The 18,292-nt window shown below is 74.1% G+C and carries 13 protein-coding genes; 11 read left to right on the top strand and 2 right to left on the bottom strand.

Going from position 1 to position 18,292, the window contains the following annotated elements:
- The first annotated feature begins 161 nt into the window (after nt 1–161).
- From ACWCSD_RS13420 to ACWCSD_RS13405, 4 genes are all read left to right on the top strand, one after another.
- Nucleotides 162–1,118, top strand: a complete 957-nt coding sequence (locus ACWCSD_RS13420) for an epimerase (RefSeq protein WP_449914772.1) — start codon at nt 162–164, stop codon at nt 1,116–1,118.
- 194 nt (nt 1,119–1,312) lie between these two features.
- Nucleotides 1,313–1,873: a hypothetical protein gene (locus ACWCSD_RS13415; protein ID WP_449914769.1), complete on the top strand. Its 561-nt coding sequence runs from the start codon at nt 1,313–1,315 to the stop codon at nt 1,871–1,873.
- A 2-nt stretch (nt 1,874–1,875) separates the two neighbouring features.
- Nucleotides 1,876–2,334: a hypothetical protein gene (locus ACWCSD_RS13410; protein WP_449914766.1), complete on the top strand. Its 459-nt coding sequence runs from the start codon at nt 1,876–1,878 to the stop codon at nt 2,332–2,334.
- Nucleotides 2,335–2,523: 189 nt separating this feature from the next.
- Nucleotides 2,524–3,708 (top strand): FAD-dependent oxidoreductase, encoded by a 1,185-nt coding sequence (locus ACWCSD_RS13405; protein ID WP_449914764.1) that lies wholly within the window; start codon nt 2,524–2,526, stop codon nt 3,706–3,708.
- Between the two features lie 168 nt (nt 3,709–3,876).
- Here the strand turns inward: ACWCSD_RS13405 and ACWCSD_RS13400 are convergent, their stop codons facing one another.
- Entirely contained in the window at nt 3,877–5,724 is a 1,848-nt protein-coding gene (locus tag ACWCSD_RS13400; protein WP_449914761.1) for a S8 family serine peptidase, read from the bottom strand.
- Between the two features lie 220 nt (nt 5,725–5,944).
- Here ACWCSD_RS13400 and ACWCSD_RS13395 point away from each other — a divergent pair, with 220 nt between their 5' ends.
- From ACWCSD_RS13395 to ACWCSD_RS13365, 7 genes are all read left to right on the top strand, one after another.
- Entirely contained in the window at nt 5,945–7,333 is a 1,389-nt protein-coding gene (locus ACWCSD_RS13395; protein ID WP_449914758.1) for a serine hydrolase domain-containing protein, read from the top strand.
- Between the two features lie 164 nt (nt 7,334–7,497).
- Nucleotides 7,498–9,558 carry a dipeptide ABC transporter ATP-binding protein gene (locus tag ACWCSD_RS13390; RefSeq protein ID WP_449914755.1) on the top strand — a complete coding sequence of 687 codons (2,061 nt, stop codon included), beginning with the start codon at nt 7,498–7,500 and terminating at the stop codon, nt 9,556–9,558.
- Nucleotides 9,555–10,505, top strand: coding sequence for an ABC transporter permease (locus ACWCSD_RS13385; protein WP_449914752.1), 951 nt, complete (start codon nt 9,555–9,557; stop codon nt 10,503–10,505). The genes ACWCSD_RS13390 and ACWCSD_RS13385 overlap by 4 nt, the downstream gene beginning before the upstream one ends.
- Nucleotides 10,502–11,389 (top strand): ABC transporter permease, encoded by an 888-nt coding sequence (locus ACWCSD_RS13380; protein ID WP_352353874.1) that lies wholly within the window; start codon nt 10,502–10,504, stop codon nt 11,387–11,389. Before ACWCSD_RS13385 ends, ACWCSD_RS13380 begins: the two co-directional genes overlap by 4 nt.
- Nucleotides 11,390–11,448: 59 nt before the next feature.
- Nucleotides 11,449–13,311, top strand: a complete 1,863-nt coding sequence (locus ACWCSD_RS13375) for an ABC transporter substrate-binding protein (protein WP_397164006.1) — start codon at nt 11,449–11,451, stop codon at nt 13,309–13,311.
- Nucleotides 13,308–14,531, top strand: coding sequence for an erythromycin esterase family protein (locus ACWCSD_RS13370; protein WP_449914749.1), 1,224 nt, complete (start codon nt 13,308–13,310; stop codon nt 14,529–14,531). Before ACWCSD_RS13375 ends, ACWCSD_RS13370 begins: the two co-directional genes overlap by 4 nt.
- Nucleotides 14,528–16,603, top strand: coding sequence for a prolyl oligopeptidase family serine peptidase (locus ACWCSD_RS13365; RefSeq protein WP_449914746.1), 2,076 nt, complete (start codon nt 14,528–14,530; stop codon nt 16,601–16,603). Before ACWCSD_RS13370 ends, ACWCSD_RS13365 begins: the two co-directional genes overlap by 4 nt.
- Here the strand turns inward: ACWCSD_RS13365 and ACWCSD_RS13360 are convergent.
- A complete protein-coding gene (locus ACWCSD_RS13360; RefSeq protein ID WP_449914744.1) occupies nt 16,581–18,242 on the bottom strand; it encodes a helix-turn-helix domain-containing protein in 1,662 nt (553 codons plus the stop codon). The genes ACWCSD_RS13365 and ACWCSD_RS13360 overlap by 23 nt on opposite strands.
- Nucleotides 18,243–18,292: the final 50 nt, after the last annotated feature.

Below are 18,292 nucleotides of genomic sequence, written 5' to 3'. Positions count from 1 at the left end.
AGTCCCCGAATCACCCCTATGAGAGCATGTCCGCCGCTCTGCGGATACATGACCGCTGAAGGCGATCGGCCCCTTTCGCGGACGTCCCGCCGCCGGGGGAGTGTTGCGCTGGAAGTGAAGAGCGGGGGTCCGGACGGGCCGGGTGGGCCAGGATGGCAGGCATGCGGACACTTGTTCTCGGCGGCACGAGGTTTCTGTCCAGGGAGATCGCGCGGCAGGCCCGCGACCGCGGGCACGAGGTGGTGTGCGCGGCGCGCGGCGTGGCTGGCGAGCCGCCCTCGGGCGTGGAGTTCGTCCGGGTCGACCGGGCCGAAGACGGCGGGCTCGCGCCGCTGAAGGGGTCGTTCGACCTGGTCGTCGACGTCGCCAGGCTGCCCAGCCAGGTGCGGCGCGCGGTCACGGAGCTGGCGGGCCGGGCCGGTCACTACACGTTCGTGTCGTCGTGCAGCGTCTACTCCGACGCGACCCGGGTCAATCAGGTGCTGCACGACCCGTTGCCCGCCGGCGCCGACGAGAGCGACCCGGAGAACTACGGGCCGGCCAAGGTGGCGTGCGAGCAGATCCTCGGCGACGGCGCGCTGCACGTACGGGCCGGGCTGATCGTCGGCCCCGAGGACCAGTCCGACCGGTTCACTTACTGGGTCGAGCGGCTGGCGCGCGGCGGCCGCGTGCTGGCTCCCGGCTCGCCCGGCGATCTGGTGCAGCTCGTCGACGTACGCGATCTCGCGGCCTGGACGCTCGACGCGGCCCAGGCCGGGCTGACCGGCCCTTACGACGGCATCTCCATGCCCTTCACCAGGGGGGAGATGCTGGCGGGCATCGCCGAGGGGCTGGCGGTGGCGCCGGAGCTCGTCTGGGCGGGCCAGGAGTTCCTCGCCGGGCACAAGGTCGAGCCGTGGGCCGGGCCGCGTTCGCTGCCGTTGTGGTTGCCTTTGCCGGAATACGCCGGGTTCATGGCCCGGGACACCTCCGCCACGCTGGCCGCCGGGCTGCGCATCCGCCCGGTCGCCGACACCGCCCGCGACACGCTCGCCTGGCTGCGCGCCTCCGGCCACCGGGTGACCCGCGCCGGCCTCACCACCGACGAAGAAGCCGAACTCCTCCACCTGCTTCCCTGACCCCCGGTTCCCGGTTCCCGGTTCCCGGTTCCCGGTTCCCGGTTCCCGGTTCCCGGTTCCCGGTTCCCGGTTCCCGGGCCCGGGCCCCTGATCCCTTGGCCCCTCGGGCCCCCGGTCCCTTGGCTTCCGGGCCGCATGGTCGCCCGGCTGCTCGCGGGGGCGCCGTGGCCGGGATCATGGAGGGTGTGTTGCGCGTGACGATGAACGACTCCGCGGCCGGTCTGCTCGGTGTGCCGGGCGGCCCGGCCCTGCCGGCGCCGCCGGGCGGCCTCGCGCCAGGTCTGCGGGAACGGGTGGCCCAGGGGCTGGTCCGGCGGGGTGAGGTGCTCGGCTGGGCCGCCTCGACGGACGGCGCCGAACGTGCCCCCGCGCCCTTCCACGACCTCACCGGCTGGGAATGCGACCAAAGTTCCGTGCATCTGGAGGACTTCGTCCCGGTCGAGGTCGTCACCGTCGATCACGCGCCGGGGATCGGCGACGACGGCCAGCGCGTGCTGCTGCTGCACGGCGTGGCGCTCGCCCTGGAGGTCGTCCGGCTCGTGCGCGCCCTGCACCCGCGCGGCCCGGTGCGCTGCGTCGTGACCGCGAACGAGACCAGCGCGACGTTCCGGTTCCACCAGATCAGGCCGGGCGAGAGCTGGAACGCCGCTGACCTGGACGGATACGCCGGCGACAAGGTGATCGTGGTCGATCGGGGGCCGTTCGCCGCACTCCAGGAGCATCCGGACGTGCCGGGCGCCGCGTACGATTCCTGATCGTGTCGATGAGGTTGAGCCTCGCGAAGATCGAGGCCGCGCTGCTGGAGTCCGTACGGGCCGACCCCACCCTCATCGGGGCCGTCATTGAGGGCCGGTCGCGCGGTCTCCCTCCAGAGACGGACGTGTTCGCGGACGACCACCGCTCGCTCACCGCCATCGCCGAGGGACGCGCCGAGGCGGAGCACGGCACCGCGCGATGGAGGCACTGCTTCCCCTGGCTGGCGGCGGCCACCGGCGAGGACGGCGCGAACGACGTGGCCGGGTGCGAGGTCGGCTACGGCCCGCCGTTCGCGCTGGATCCCGGGCAGGTGGCGGCGGTCGCGCGGGGCCTGGCCGAGGAGGGGTGGAGGTTCGGCGCCGGTCACGCGGGCGGGACGTACGAAGGGCTGGAGGCGCTGGCGCCGTTCTACGCGGCGGCGGCCCGCGAGGGCAAGGCGGTCGTGGGCGCGGTGCGCTGACATCCCTCGCCCGTGGGGGCGCGGTGCGCTGACGGCCCTCGCCCGTGTGCGGGGATGCGCGGCCCTGACTGCCGGCCTCGGGCCTCTGTGTGAACGTGCCGCCGGTGGTGTGGTGGGGGTGTGCAGGTTGGGGGCGGGTACCGTGCAGACTGCCCCTTGGGTGGGCGTTCGGGCCTAACGTCCCGGAATATGCAGACAGTGGACGTTCTGGTGGTGGGGGCGGGGCTGGCCGGGTTGAGCACCGCCCGCCTGCTGGCCCGGCGGGGGCTGGACGTCATGGTCGTCGATCGCCGCAGGTCGTTGTCGGCCGGCGTCCGGACCACCGGGATCTTCGTACGCCGCACGCTCGACGACTTCGACGTTCCCGGCCACCTGCTCGGGCCCGGTGTCCGGGACGTCCTGCTGTATCCGCCGTCGCGGCGCTCGCCGATCCGGCTCACCAGCGACCGGGACGAGTTCCGGGTGGCCGACATGGCCGCCGTCTACGAGCACGCCCGCCGCGCGGCGGAGTCGGCCGGCGCCCGCGTCCTGCTGGGCGTCCGCTACACGGGCACCTCATCGGGCCTCGTACGCCTGGAGCGCACAAGCGGCGCGGAGGGCGCGGAGGGCGTGGACGGCGTCGTGGGGGTGGAGGTGGTGGGGGTCAGGTTCGTCGTGGGGGCGGATGGGGCACGGTCGCGGGTGGCGCGTGATCTCGGTCTCGACGTCAACCGGCGCTTTCTCGTCGGCGCCGAGATCGTCCATGCCGTCGCGCCGGGTTCGGGCGTTCCGGCGTTCCACTGCGTGCTGGATCCCCGGGTGGCTCCGGGGTACCTCGGGTGGGTGGTGGACGACGGGCGGCACGCCCATGTGGGGGTCGCGGGGGAGCCGGGAGCGATGCGGGCCGGCGTCCGCCGTCTGCTGGACGCCTTCGCCGCCGACGCGCCCGGTCGCGCGACGCCCGCCGGGCCGGTCGAGCGCCGGGGAGGCCCGATCCCGGTCGGGGGCGTGCTGCGGCGGCTGGCGTGCCAGGACGGGCTGCTGGTCGGGGACGCGGCGGGCGCGGTGTCGCCCCTGACGGCCGGTGGGCTGGACCCTTGCCTGCGGATGTCCGAGCTGGCCGCGTCGGTGATCGCCGACTATCTGCGCACCGGTGACCGAGAGGTGCTGAAGCGGTACGACGGGGCCGCGCTGCGGGCCCGGTTCCGGGGCCGGTTGTTGCTGCGGCGGCTGTCGGCGGGGATCCGGTCACCGGTCGCGGCGGAGGCCGCGGTGACCGTCCTGCGCACCCGTCCCGGCCGGGCGCTGGCCGCGCGGATCCTGTTCGGCGACGGCTCCTTCCCCGAGCTCGAACCCCGGCTCACGGCGGGGGCGGGCACGGTCCGGCGACCCTGACGATCCCCGGCGAGCCCGGCTCGTGAGCGGCCGCAGCGGGGCCGGGCGCGGCGTGCCCGAGATCGGGTCTAAACGCGGATGGGGGAGCGCGATCCCGTGTGGGAGAAGGTGGGAGGCCGGAGAACGGGGGCGACCCCGTGTGGGGCACGGGGTCGCGGAGGTGTGGGGTTACGGCTTGGTGTAACCGCCCGTGTAGGCGCCGCTTCCGCTGTACGCGTACACGCGGATGCGGTAGGTGCCCGCCGTGCCGTTGTAGGTCAGCGACTCGTCAGGCCCGCTGCCCGCGCTGCTGGCCACCGTGGTCCAGCCGAGGATGCCCTGCTTCTGCAGGTACAGGTCGAAGTCCACGCCGGAGGGCCCGTCGAGGCACGCCCGGTGCGTCCCGGCGGCGGCCGTGTAGCCGGAGCTGTTCGGGTAGTACACGTTCTGCCCGCTGGTCAGGTTGCCGGAGAACGGCGTCTGGTAGCCGGTGCAGTTCCCTGGGGTGGTCCCGACCGTGATGCTCTTGCTGGTGGAGTTCGTGGCCCCGCCGTTGTCGGTCACGGTGAGGGCCACGGTGTACGTGCCCGCGGCGGCGTAGGTGTGCGACACGGTCGCGCCGCTGCCGGTGGAGCCGTCGCCGAAGGTCCACGCGTAGGAGGCGATGCTGCCGTCCGGGTCGCTGGAGCCGGAGCCGTTGAACGAGCACGCCCGCGTGGTGTTGTCGCACGACTGGGTGAAGCTCGCCACCGGCGGCTGGTTGCCACCGGTCGTCGGCGGGTACTGCGTGGCGTCGTGCACGTCGAGCAGCGGCTCCTTGACCCCGTCGCTGGCGTCGTCGGTCCAGTTGAGGTTGCCCGTGGCCTTGAGCTTGTCCCGTACGGCCAGCGCTCCCGCCCGGGTGGTGGGCTTGTTCGAGCCGCTGGTCAGCACGGCCGCGGCGCCCGCGACGTGCGGGCTGGCCATGGAGGTGCCGCTGATGGTGTTGTAGCCGCCGTTCATCCACGTGGAGTAGATGCAGGTGCCGGGGGCGGCGACCTCGACCGTGGTGCCGTAGTTGGAGAACCAGGCGAGGGTGTCGTCGGTGTCGGTCGCGCCGTCGGTGCGGCACGGCACGGTGATCGTGCCGGCCAGGCCGCCGGGCTGGCCGTCGAAGTCGGTCACGGCCGAGACGGTGACGACGTCGGGGTGGTTGGCGGGGAAGAAGCCGGAGGCGTCGGCCGAGCTGTTGCCGGCGGCCACGACGACGACGATGCCCGCGTTGGTGGCGTTCGTGATCGCGTTGCTGATCGCGGAGCTGCTGCAGCCCTGGCAGCCGAGGCTCAGGTTGATGACCTCGATCGTGCTCGCCCTGGCCACGACCCAGTCGAGACCGGCGGCGATGCCGGCCAGCGTGCCGGAGCCCGCCGAGTTGAGCACCTTGACGGCGTGGATGCGGGCGCCGGGGGCGACGCCGACCGCGCCGACGGCGTTGTCGATGGCGCCGATCGTGCCGGCCACGTGGCTGCCGTGCCCGTTGTCGTCGTCGCCGGTGCCCGAGCAGACGCCGCTGGTGCAGTTGGTGCTGGCCACCACGTTCAGGTCGGGGTGGTCGAGGTCGACGCCGGTGTCCACGACCGCCGCGTCCACGTCGACGCGGACGTCGTCGGTGCCGTCGATGTCGAGGTTGATGTTCTGGTCGGCGAAGATGCGCTTGATGCCGCTCGGCACGGTCTGCGCGAAGGCGTGCACCTCGTGGTCGGGCTCGACGGTGAGCACACCGGGATCGCCCTTCAGCTTGGCGGCCTCCTCGGGGGTGAAGAGGGCCGAGTAGCCGTTGAAGGCGTACCGGTAGGTTCCCACCAGCACGCCCTTGTGCGCCGTGACCTGCTGCTGCGCCTCGTTCGCCACCTGCGCCCGCGACACGCCAGAGAGCTGGACGATGTAGCGCTGCTGGTCGGCGGCGGCCGGGGAGTCGGCCTCGGCGGCGGTGGCCCAGCCGGACAGTGCCAGGCAGACGCCGGAGGCCAGGGCTAACAGGGTTGAGATTCGACGCATGGAAACGCCTTTCTCCGGGGGTGACATGAGCTGTGCTCATGCGGCTTGTGAGCGGAACATCGCATATGACAGCGAGTCAGGCAATACTGAAATATCTGTCATAGATCACATCGGTCTGGGTCGTTCCGACGAAGAACCGGGGCCGTCATAGTGACGGTGGACGAACCGGGCGGTCCCCGCCGGCTCTAGGGTCGGGCGGAGTCGACCAGGGGGGACACCGGTGCCGGAGCTGGAGGAGATCGATGCGTGGCTGCGTCACCGGCTGGCGGGACTGCTCGCCGAGAACCAGGTGCCCGGGGCCGCCGTCGCGGTCCACGCGGGCGGCCGGACGGTCGAGGTCGCGGCCGGGACGCTGAGCACGGCGACGGGCGTCGAGGCGACCCCCGGCTCCCTGTTCCAGATCGGCTCGATCACCAAGGTGCTGACCGCGACGCTGGCCATGCAACTGGCCGACGAGGGCCTGCTCGACCTGGACGCGCCCGTGCGCGACCGCCTCCCGGCGTTCCGGATCGGCGACGAGCGGGCCGCCCGGCGGATCACCCCGCGCCAGCTCATGTGCCACGTCGCGGGCTTCGAGGGGGACGTCTTCACCGACACCGGCAAGGGCGACGACTGCGTCGAACGCTTCCTCGACGTCCTGCACGACGTGCCGCAGCTGTTCGAGCCCGGCGAGATGTTCTCCTACAACAACGCCGGCTACTGCGTGCTGGGCCGGATCATCGAGGTCGTGCGGGGCAAGCCGTTCGACGCGTGCCTGCGCGACCACCTGCTCACGCCGCTCGGCATGACCCACGCCGCCTGCGACCCGTACGAGGCGATCGTGCACCGCACGGCGGTCGGCCACGTCCAGCGCACGCCGGACGGCCCGTACCGGCCGACCCCGGTGTGGGCGCTGGCCCGCTCGAACGCGCCCGCCGGGTCGATGCTGGCGATGCCGCCGCGTGACCTGCTGGCCTTCGCCCGCATGCACCTCGCCGGCGGCACCGGCCCGGACGGAGCCCGCGTGCTGAGCGCGGAGAGCGTCGCGGAGATGCGGCGGCCGCAGGTCAGGCTGCCCGACTTCGCCCAGGGCACGGCCTGGGGCCTGGGCTGGGAGCTCTTCGACCGGCCCGGCGGCGCGGTCTTCGGCCACGACGGCAGCACCGTCGGCCAGGCGGCGTGCCTGCGCGTGGCGCCGGGGCGCGACGTGGCCGTGGTCGTCGTCGCCAACGGCGGGCGGACGCGGCCCGTGTTCGCCGAGATCACCGGCCGCGTGCTGGGCGAGCTGGGCGGGGTCGAGCTGCCCGCGCCGCCGGTGCCCGGCCCGGCCCCCGTCCCGCCCGCGAACGCGGCCCGGTACGCCGGCACGTACACGTCGAGCACCTGCGAGACGGAGGTGACCCTGGACGGCGCCGGGCGGCTGTGGCTGCGCCGGACGCCCGTGGGCATCACCGCCGACCTGGACGAGGTGCCGTACCGCACCGAGCTGGCCGCCTGGCGCGACGACGTGCTGATCCCCCTCGAACCCGAGCGCGGCGCGCACGCCCCGATCGCCTTCCTCGGCGACGACGGGACCGGCCGCGCCCTCTACCTGCACGACGGCCGCGCCGACCGCCGCACGTCCGGCTGACCCCGCGAGAACGGCCCGCCCGCGCACAGCGCCGGCGGGCCGTTCTCATGCCCGCCCCCGTCTCCGCACCGTGCTGATCAGTTGGTACGCCCGGACGAACCCCGGCCCCAACGTTCGATGTCCGCGACGAACACCGCCGGGGACGCGGGTCCCACTATCGTCGGATGGATTTGGAGAGCGATCGCGTGCTGGCGATCCGGGATCTGTCGGTCGAGATCCGGCGCGGCGACAGGGTCGTCCGCCCGGTCTCGGACGTCAGTCTGGTGCTGAACCGCGGCGAGACCCTGGGGATCGTCGGCGAGACCGGGTCCGGCAAGTCCATGACCGGTCTCGCGATCATGGGCATGCTGCCGGCCGGCGGCCGGGTGACCGGCGGCTCGATCGACTTCGGCGGCGAGGAGCTGGTCGGCCTGCCCGCCGCGCGCTACCGGGCCCTGCGCGGCAACGAGATCGCGATGGTGTTCCAGGACTCGCTGACGGCGCTGAACCCGACCCGGCGCATCGGCGAGCAGGTCGCCGAGCCGGTCCGGCTGCACCACGGCGCCTCCAGGCGGGCCGCCCGCGAACGCGCCGCCGAGGTGCTCGCCCTGGTCGGCCTGCCCCGCCCGGCCGAGCGCATGGACGACTACCCGCACCAGCTCTCCGGCGGCATGCGGCAGCGCGTGATGATCGCGATGGCGCTGGCCTGCGAGCCGCGGGTCGTCATCGCCGACGAGCCCACCACGGCGCTCGACGTCACCATCCAGGCCGAGATCCTCGACCTCCTGGACGGCCTGCGCTCCCGGCTCGGCATGTCGATGATCCTCATCACCCACGACATGGGCGTCATCGCCCGGCACGCCGACCGCGTCGGCGTCATGTACGCCGGCCGCCTGGCCGAGACCGCCCCCACCCCCGTGCTCTTCGCCCGGACCCGGCACCGCTACACGCACGCGCTGCTGGCCTCGATCCCCTCGCTCACCCACGACCGGGACGAGCGGCTGTTCAGCATCCCCGGCGCGCCGCCCGACCTGACCGCGGCCGGGCCCGGCTGCCCGTTCGCGCCGCGCTGCGACGCCGCCACCGACCGGTGCCGCGAGGAGCGTCCGGCCCCCGTGGCCGAGGACGGCGGGCACGTCCACGCCTGCCACCATCCGGCCACCGGACCGGCCGACCGGGTCCAGAGCCGCTTCCGCACCCGCCCGGCGGAGCCCGCGGCGTCCGCGGAGCGCGCGCCGCGGTTGCGCGTCGTCGACCTCAGGCGCGAGTACCCGATCGGCGGCAGGGGCCTGTTCGGCGCGCGCCGCACCCTCAAGGCGGTCTCCGGCGTGAGCTTCGAGGTGGCGGCGGGGGAGACGTTCGGGCTGGTCGGCGAGTCGGGATGCGGGAAGTCCACCCTGGGCAGGATGCTCGTCGCCCTCGACCGGCCCACCTCCGGCGAGGTGATCTTCGACGGCGAGCCGGTCAGCCGGATGGGCGCGCGGGCGCTCGGCCCGCGCCGGAGCCGGCTGCAGATGATGTTCCAGGACTCCGGCGCCGCCCTCGACCCCCGCATGCGCATCGGCACGATTCTGCGCGAGCCGCTGGCGATCCAGGGCGCGGGCGACCGCGCCCACCGCACGGCCCGCGCCCGCGAGCTGCTGCGGGACGTCGGCCTTCCCGCGGGCGTCATGGAGCGCTACCCCCACGAGCTGTCCGGCGGGCAGCGGCAGCGGGTGAACCTGGCCCGCGCCCTGGCCCTGGACCCGGCGGTGCTGGTCGCCGACGAGCCGGTCAGCGCCCTGGACGTGTCCATCCGCTCCCAGGTGCTCAACCTCATGCGCGCCGTCCAGCTCGAACGCGGCCTCAGCAGCGTGGTGATCTCGCACGACCTCGCCGTCGTGCGGTACCTGGCCGACCGGGTCGGCGTCATGTACCTGGGCAAGCTGGTCGAGACCGGGACCACCGAAGAGGTGTACGGCGCCCCCGCCCACCCCTACACCGCCGGCCTGCTGGCCGCCGTCCCCGACGCGGACCCGCAGGCCCGGCAGCCGCGCGGCGAACGCGTACGCGGCGAGCTGCCGAGCCCGATCGACCCGCCCAGCGGCTGCCGCTTCCGCACCCGCTGCGCCCTGGCCGACGACCTGTGCGCCCAGGCCGAGCCCCTTCCGCGGCCGGTCACCGGCAGCCACCAGGTCGCCTGCCACCACCCGCTCCAGCCGCTCGAACCCGCGGCCACCCCGCTGAAGGGAGCCTCCCGGTCATGACCTGGTACGTCGTCCGGCGCCTGGCGATCTCGGTCGTCGTCCTGCTCGGCATCTCCGCGGTGGTGTTCCTGCTGCTGCACCTCGTCTCGGACAGCCCCGGGCGGGTGGTCCTGGGGCAGCGCGCCTCGCCCGAGGCGGTCGCCGACTTCAACCGGCAGCACGGGTACGACCGCCCGGTCCTCGCCCAGTACGTCGGCTACCTGGGCCAGCTCGCCCGGGGAGACCTGGGCAGGTCGTACAAGCTGAACGAGAACGTGGCCACCCTGCTTGGGCAGAACGCCGGCCGCAGCGCGATGCTCTCGGCGGCCGGCCTGGCGCTGGCCCTGGTGATCGCCGTGCCGCTCGGCGTGCTGCAGGCGGTCTGGCGCAACAGCGTCGCCGACCGGCTGCTCACGGCGGTCTCGTACGTGCTCTACGCGACGCCGTCGTTCCTGCTCGGGCTGATCCTCATCGCCGTCTTCAGCCAGGCGCTGCCGATCTTCCCGGCGGAGGCGTCCCAGTCGCACTCGCCCTGGGTCGTCCTCACCGATCCGCGGGCGATGGCGCTGCCGGTCATCACGCTGGCCGCGGCGAGCGTCGCGGTCTTCGCGCAGTACCAGCGCTCCTCGGCCCTTGACCAGCTCGGCCAGGACTACATCCGGGTGGCGCGGGCCAAGGGGCTGCCCGAGCGGCTGATCCTGCTGCGCCACCTGCTGCGCAACGCCTGCCTGCCGCTGGTCACCCTGGTCGGCACGCTCATCCCCACCCTCCTGGCGGGCAACCTGATCGTCGAGTCGCTGTTCAACTATCCCGGCCTCGGCCTGCTGTTCCTCAACAGCCTGCAACGCGAGGACTATCCGGTGCTGCTCGCCTACACCCTCGTCGGGGGCGTCCTGACCGTGGCCGGCAACTTCGTCGCCGACCTCGTCGTCGCCGCCGCCGACCGCCGAATCGAGCTGACGAAATGACCACACAGAACGTGGAGGCCCGGCCCGAGGCCGAGGCCGTCCCGGCGCGGAGCCGGCGCTCGGTGCTGCGCGGGCTGCGGCGCAGCCCGCTCGGCCTGACCGGCGGCCTGCTCCTGCTGCTGATCGCCGGGTTCTGCTTCCTCGGGCCGCTGCTCTACCGCACCAACCAGATCGACGTGGACCTGGTCAACGCGGCCCTGCCGCCCGGCCCCGGCCATCCGCTCGGCACGGACGCCAACGGCTTCGACGTGCTCGGCCGGCTGATGGCCGGCGGCCGCCTGTCGCTGCAGATCGGCCTGCTCGCCGCCCTGTTCGCCACCGCGATCGGCACCCTGTACGGCGCGGTCGCCGGCCTGGCCGGCGGCGTCGTGGACGGCTTCCTCATGCGCCTGGTCGACGTCATGCTCTCGGTGCCGTTCCTGTTCTTCGTCCTGATCCTGTCGGCCCGCTTCCACGCCGACGCGCTGTCGCTGAGCCTGGTCATCGGCGGGTTCTCCTGGCTGGTCTCCGCCCGGCTGGTCCGCGGCGAGGTGCTGACGCTGCGGGTTCGCGAGTTCGTGCTGGCCGCGCGGGTGATGGGCGCCTCCCGCCGGCGGCTCATCCTCACCCACCTGATCCCGAACGCGCTCGGCGTGATCATCGTCAACATCACGTTCCAGGTCGCCGACGCGATCCTGGTCGTGGCGGCGCTGGGCTTCCTCGGGTTCGGGCTGACGTACCCGACCGAGGACTGGGGCAGCCAGCTCGCCGGCGGCGTCGCCTACATCTCGGCCGACTACTGGTGGCTGATCTACCCGGTCGGGGGCTGCATCGTCCTGACGGTGCTGGCGCTCAACCTGCTCGCCGACGCCCTGCGCGACGCCGTCGGGCGCCGGGCCGACTGACGTCCGCCGACCGATGAACGCCGACTGACATCTCCACCCCCACATGTAGGGAGCCTGCAATGACGCACGTGTCCGGAAAGCAGCGAGCACGCCTGGCGGTGGCGCTCGCCGCCGCGGTGGCGGTGCTCGCCACAGCGTGCACCGGCGGCGGGGGCGCCGCGAAGGACCCCGCCGCGGGGTACGCCAGCCAGCCGGCGCAGTCGGGCAAGCCCAAGGACGGCGGCACGGTCACGGTCGCGCTGACCCCCGGCCTCAGCCCGAACTACATCTACCCCTACCCGCCGGCCGCCGCCAACGGGACCGTCATCGCCCGCGGCCTGATGTGGCGCTCCCTCTACCGGCCCAGCGGCGAGGGCGACCAGGTGGCCGACGCCGAGCTGAGCCTGGCCGAGCCGCCCGTCTACAGCACCGACCGCAAGACCGTGACCATCAAGATGAAGGACTACAAGTGGTCCGACGGCAACCCGGTCACCGCCGGTGACGTCGTCTTCTCTCTGACGCTGCTCAAGGCGGCGCTCGCGGAGAGCCCGGCCAACTGGAGCTTCTACACCCCGGGCCAGTTCCCCGACGGGGTCACCGCCAAGGCCGCCGCGCCCGACACGCTGACCCTCGAACTGGAGACGGCGTACAACCCGTCGTACCTGATGTCGATGCTGACGCTGCTGTACGTGATGCCGTCCAAGGCGTGGGACATCGACCGCGCGGGCGGCCCGCACCTCGACTACACCAAGCCGAAGAACGCCACGGCGATCTACAAGTACCTCACCAAGGAGTCGGAGTCGCAGTCCACGTTCGCCACGAACCCGCTGTGGCAGGTGGTGAACGGCCCGTTCCGGCTCAAGAGCTTCGACCCGACGACCGGCTCGTTCTCGCTGGCGCCCAACGAGTCCTACAGCGGGCCCGGCGACTCGCGGCTCGACCAGGTCGACTTCAAGGCGTTCACCTCGGCCGCCGCGGTGCTCAACCAGTTCAAGGCGGGGAACCTGACCGTCGGCACGCTCGACTCCAGCTTCATCACGCAGATCGGCGCGCTGAAGGCCAAGGGGTTCAACGTCTACGGCGCGCCCGCGCCCGCCCGCTTCGACTCGCTGACCATCAACTTCGGCAACACCGTGAACGGCTTCGACAAGATCATCGCGCAGCCGTACGTCCGGCAGGCCCTCCAGCGCCTGATCGACCAGCCGGGGTACATCGCCGGCCGGGGCATCTACAACGGCGCCGGCTCGCCCAACTACAGCACCGCGGGCAGCGGCTCGCCGTACCCGCCGGCCTTCGGCGACGCGCCGCCGTACCCGCACGACCCGGCGGCGGCGGCCAAGCTGCTCACCGACAACGGCTGGCAGGTGGTCCCGAACGGCTCCACCACCTGCGTGCGGCCCGGCACCGGGCCGGGCGAGTGCGGCGCCGGCATCCCGCGCGGCCAGAAGATCAGCTTCACCCTGGCCTCCGCGAACACCCCCGCCTACGTCGGCGCCCGGGACGTCGCCTTCGCCTCGGCGGCCAAGAAGCTCGGCGTCGAGGTCAAGATCGTCACCAAGTCCCTCACCTACATGTACGCCAACTACGGCAACACCTTCGCGCCCGCGAACAAGAACGAGTGGGCGATGCAGGACTACGGGCCGCTCTACCTGGCGGCCGGTTACCCCAGCAGCAACACGGTGTTCAACGCCAAGGGCAGTTTCAACCTGGGCGGCTACCGCGACGACGAGGTGGACCGGCTCATCGACGCCTCGACCTTCGGCGCCGACGCCGGGGCCCTGTCGGCCGAGGTGACCAAGATCGCCCAGGAGCTGCCCGTGCTGTTCTTCCCGACCCCGCACACCCTGGTCGTGTGGAAGGACACGCTGTCCGGCCCGCAGTCGTCGTTCCGGGCCCTGCTCAGCTACCTGTACACGCCCGAGCTCTGGTACTTCCACGCATGACGCGCGACGCCTTCGCCCGGCCGCTGCGCCACCTCGACCCGGCCGCCGCCGCCGTCGCGGACGCCCGCACACTGCGCGAGCTGGTCGGCGACGCCCGTGTGGTGGCCGTCGGCGAGGGGGCGCACAACGTCACCGAGTTCTACCGGCTCAAGGACCGGCTGTTCCGCATCCTCGTCCGCGAGCTGGGGTTCTCGGCGTTCGTGATGGAGTCCGGCTTCGCCGAGGGGCTGGCCGTGGACGCCTGGGTCCACGGCGGGCCCGCCGCGGCCGCGACGGTCGCCCGCGACGGCATCACCTACCGGTTCGGCGAGTGCGAGCCGATGCGGCGGCAGCTGCGCTGGATGCGCCGCCGCAACTCGGCGGGCCCGGGGCAGGTCTCCTTCTACGGCATGGACCTGCCCGGCTCGTCCACCTCGCCAGGCCCGGCGGTGCGCGCGTGCCTGGACCGCATGCCGGCCGGACCGGGCGACGAGGAGCTGCTGATCCTGAGCGACCTCGGCGGCCGCACCGAGGCGGCGGTCCGGTACGCGGCCATGCCCGCCGCGGGCCGGGCCCGCCTGCTCGCGGGGCTGCGCGAGCTGGCCGGGCGCGCGCTCCGGTCGGCGGACCCGGTGCTGCGCCGGTGCGCGGCCTCCCTCCAGGCGTTCGCCGACGAGGCCGAGGCGGGGGAGGCCGGGCCGGCGGGCGCGCCCTATCCCCGGGACCGGTTCATGGCCGAGACCGTGGAATGGGTGCTCGAACGGGAGCAGCGGATCGTCGTCAGCGCCCACAACTCCCACGTCCGGCGCTCGCCCTTCCACGGCCGGCCGACGCTGGGCGGCCTGCTCGCCGCGTCCCTGGGAGACGACCTGGTCGTCGTCGGCACGACCTACGGCTCCGGCCCGGAGGTGCGCTTCACGCAGCGCTCCCCGCGCCCGTTCGACTGCGACGTCTCGCTGGAGGCGCGCACCCTGCCGCCGAACTGCGTCGAGGCGCCGCTGGACCGGCTCGGCCCGCCCGTGACCGTCGTCGACCTGCGCCGCGCGCCGGGCGAGCTGTTCGACGGGATCGACGGCACGCTCGCGAGCGGCGGCCTCGACCCGGTGGACGACTTCCCGGCCGCCTACGACGCCCTGATCCACGTCCGCCGGGTCAGCCGGGTCCCCGGCGCGTTCGAACGGCTCCAGGCCGAGTTCGCCGCCGCCCGTCCTGCCCGTCCTGAATCGCCGGAGTCATCGTGACCCTTTCCTATCCGCCCGCGCGCACCGTCGAGGTCGTCGAGAACGTCGCGGGCGTCCGCGTGCCCGATCCGTACCGGTGGCTGGAGGAGGAGACGCCCGAGGTGCGGCGGTGGCAGCGGCGGCAGGCCGAGCTGGCCGCCGCCGTCGCCTACGACGGGCAGGACCCGGCGGCCGTCCGGGACCTGATCCTGGCCTTCGACACCGGATCCCGCCCGGCCCTGCCCAGGCACGCGGCCGGCCGCTGGTTCCGCCCGGTCACCCCGCCCGGCGGGACGGCGTCCACCGTGGTCGTCGCGGACGAGCCCTACGGCCCCGGCCGGACGGTGGCCGACCTGGCGCGGTTCGGCGGCACGCAGGACGCGGTGCTGTCCTGGCTGGCGCCCTCCCCGGACGGCCGCGTCCTGGCCCTCGGCGTGTGCACCGACGGCAGCGAGCACAACACCATCCGGCTCGTCGAGGTGGACACCGGCCGCCCGCTCGACGCGCCCGGCCAGGTCCTGCACAGCGCGTGGGCCGGCGGCGTCTCCTGGACGCCCGACAGCGGCGGCTTCTCCTTCCTCGCGCTCACCGGCCCCCCGGAGGAGTTCCGGCAGGCGGTGTTCAGCCACCGCCTCGGGACGCCGGGCGAGACCGTCGTGGAGCCGATCCCGGTCCCGGCGGGCTCGCGGGAGTACACGCTCGTCCAGTTCTCCCCGGACGGCCGCTGGGCCGTGGCCGCGCACCGGGTGGGCAGCCCGATCCCGTGCGCCGTCCGCGACCTGTCCGTGCCCGGGTCCGCGTGGCGGCCCTTCGTCACCAGCTGCGCCGGCACGGTCGCCGGTCACGTCGTCGGCGACCGCTACGTGGCGGTGACCGACGTCGGCGCGCCGCGCGGCCGGGTGGTCGCCATCCCGCTCGACGCCGCCGACCCCGACGACCCGTCGGGATGGACGGAGCTGGTCCCCGAGGGCGAGACCGTGCTGCGCTCGCTCACGCCCGTAGGCGAGCACCTGTACCTCAGCGAGTTCGACCGGACGTTCGCCCGGGTGCGGATCCTCGACCGCGCGGGCGCCGTCGCCGGGGAGGTGCCGCTGCCCGGCCGGGGCGCGCTCGCCGCCCCCTTCTTCGCCCTGACCGCCCTGGCCACCGGCGCGCCCGCGGCCGACTTCGTCTTCGCCTTCTCCACGCTGACCAGCTCCTGGGGCGTCTACCGGCACCGGCCCGGCCAGGGCGTGCCGCACACCCTGTCGGCCCCGGCGGTCACGCTCGACGCCGAGGTGGAAGAGGGGCAGGCGGTGGCGGCCGACGGGGTCGCGGTGCCGTACCACGTGGTGCGCCCGGCCGGCCTCGACCCGGCGCGGCCCGCGCCGGCGCTCGTCTCGGCCTACGGGGCGGCCAACGTGCCCCTGCTTCCCCAGTACCAGCCGGACCTGGCCGCCTTCGTCGCCGCCGGGGGAGTGCTGGTGCAGGCGTACCTGCGCGGTGGCGGCGAGTTCGGCGGGGACTGGTACCGGGCCGCGCACCGGGAGCGGCGGCACGTCCGCGACTCCGACCTGGTGGCCGTCGCCGAGCACCTGATCGCCGAGGGCGTGACGGCCGCCGACCGGCTGGCGCTGACCGGCGGCTCCGACGGCGGGCTCATGTGCGGGATCGCCGTCACCAGCCGGCCCGAGCTGTGGCGGGCCGTCCTGCCGCGGGCGCCGCTGCTGGACCTGATCGGCGGCACCCGCGACCCGTACCTCGACTTCGTCATCCGCAAGGCGTGGGCGGACCCGGACGACCCCGAGGAGGTCCGGCGGCTGCTGCGGATGTCGCCGTACGAGCGGGTGCGCCCCGGCGTCTTCCCCGCGGTCTACCTCCAGGCCGGGGCGACGGACCCGCGCTGCCGTCCCTGGCACGCGCGCAAGTTCGCCGCCCGCCTCCAGGCGGCCCAGCAGGGGGACGAGCCCGTCCTGCTGCACGTCTTCGACGACGCCGGGCACGGCGCGGCCACCCCCCATGACGTGGCGGTCGCCCAGGACGCCGAATGGCTGGCCTTCCTCATCGGCACGCTGGGCCTGCGCGGCCCGGTCAGTCGTCCGGCGCGGACCTGATCGACATCAGGCGCAGCTGCAGCATGGCCGACAGGCGCGCGTCCGGGGAGCCGAGGTCGATCCGGCCCACCTCGGCCGCGCGCCGCAGCCGGTAGCGGAACGTGTTGGGATGCACGAACATCGCGGCGGCGGCCACCGAGACGTCGCCGAAGGCGTCGAGCCAGGCGTCCAGCGTCTCGACCAGGCTCGTCTGGTGCTCCTTGTCGTAGGCGACCACCCGGGCGATCGGCCCGCTGGGGACGTCGCCGCGCGGCACGAGGTCGGCCAGCTCCAGCAGCAGCGCGTCCACGTGCACGTCGTCCAGGCGGGCCACCTGCCGTCCGGCGCCGCCCGAGCGCAGCACGCGCAGCGCCCGGTCGGCGCCCGAACGCGAGCGGGCCAGGGCCGAGTTGTCCCCGGCCGGCCGGCCCACCCCGACCAGCGGGCGCAGGCGGGAGCCGACCCGGGCCAGGAACTCGGTGGCCACCAGGACCGCGCGCTCGTCGGCGTCCTGCCGGTTCTGCGGCAGCGGCAGGATGCCGTAGGCGACGTCGCCGACCAGCGCGGCGGCGGCCCGCGGGTGCACGGCCGACAGGTGCATGGCGAAGGCGTCGGCGAGCCGCTTGCGCTCGGCGGCGAGCTGGGCGGGCAGCGGGCTCTCGCCCGCCGGGCCGACGACGGTGAGCGCCAGGACGACCGCGGGCTCGTCCTTCAGCCCCAGGCGGCGGGCGGCCTCCAGGGAGCCGGGCCCGCTCTCCAGCGCGGTGCCCAACAGCTCGGCCCGCAGCCGCCGTTCCATGTCGGCGTCGGCGCGCTGCCACACCATGTGCATCGCGACCAGCTTGGACGCCTCGTAGAGCGCCTGGCTGCGCTCCTCGCCCAGCGGCTCGGGGACGACGACCCAGATCGTCCCGAGGATCTCGTCGCCGGCGCGCACCGCGATCGCCACCCGGGGCAGCGCGGGCGGCTGCCGGCCCTCGGGGTCGGGCAGGGGCGCCACGAAGACGGGCCGGTCGCTGCGGTAGATCGCCTGGAAGACGCCGCGTTCCTCCAGGATGCGGGTGTACTGCTCGGGGACCTGGCGGCCCAGGATCGTCCGCACACGGGAGGTGTCGGTGTCCTCCTGGCGGCTGGAGAAGGCCAGCAGCCGCGAGTGGCGGTCCTCGATGGTGACGGGCGCGTCGAGCAGCGCGGCGATGGCGTTGGCCACGGCGAACAGGTCGCCGGACCCGATCCGGCCCGAGGCGTGGGCGTCGGGGTCGAGCCGGCCGCCGTCGGAGGTCAGCTCGCGCAGCATGCCGGCCAGGTGCGTCCAGGACGCGCCGCGGGCGAAGGCCAGCACCGCCACGCCCGCCCGGCCCGCCGCCGCGACCAGCCGTTCGTCGGCGACGACGGGCGCGCGGACGACCAGCGCGGCGGCGCCGTGCCGCCCGAGCCGGGCCACGACCTGCGCGATCTCGGCCGGGTCGTGCAGGCCGACGCCGAGGACGAGCGCGTCGGCGGGCAGCTCGGGCTCGTCGAGCGGGTCGTGGATGACGACGCCGCCGATGTCGCGGGCGAGCCCGGCGTCGCCGCAGACGACCTGGAGCAGGGTGGTACCGAGTTCCTCCAGGACGCGGCCCAGGCTGGCACGCGGGAGGCCGGTCACGGGGACGAGCACGCTCCCGACGCTAGCGCCGCCCCGGTGGCACATCGTTCGTCCGGGACGAC

This window comes from Nonomuraea sp. NPDC001684, from assembly GCF_053596515.1.
Note: the sequence above shows the minus strand (reverse complement) of the source record. Positions and strands in the feature narration are given on the sequence as shown.

Coding starts and splice junctions, on each gene's coding strand:
- ACWCSD_RS13420 (WP_449914772.1), top strand. CDS start 162: ATGCGGACACTTGTTCTCGGCGGCACGAGGTTTCTGTCCAGGGAGATC.
- ACWCSD_RS13405 (WP_449914764.1), top strand. CDS start 2,524: ATGCAGACAGTGGACGTTCTGGTGGTGGGGGCGGGGCTGGCCGGGTTG.
- ACWCSD_RS13400 (WP_449914761.1), bottom strand. CDS start 5,724: ATGCGTCGAATCTCAACCCTGTTAGCCCTGGCCTCCGGCGTCTGCCTG.
- ACWCSD_RS13390 (WP_449914755.1), top strand. CDS start 7,498: ATGGATTTGGAGAGCGATCGCGTGCTGGCGATCCGGGATCTGTCGGTC.
- ACWCSD_RS13385 (WP_449914752.1), top strand. CDS start 9,555: ATGACCTGGTACGTCGTCCGGCGCCTGGCGATCTCGGTCGTCGTCCTG.
- ACWCSD_RS13380 (WP_352353874.1), top strand. CDS start 10,502: ATGACCACACAGAACGTGGAGGCCCGGCCCGAGGCCGAGGCCGTCCCG.
- ACWCSD_RS13375 (WP_397164006.1), top strand. CDS start 11,449: ATGACGCACGTGTCCGGAAAGCAGCGAGCACGCCTGGCGGTGGCGCTC.
- ACWCSD_RS13370 (WP_449914749.1), top strand. CDS start 13,308: ATGACGCGCGACGCCTTCGCCCGGCCGCTGCGCCACCTCGACCCGGCC.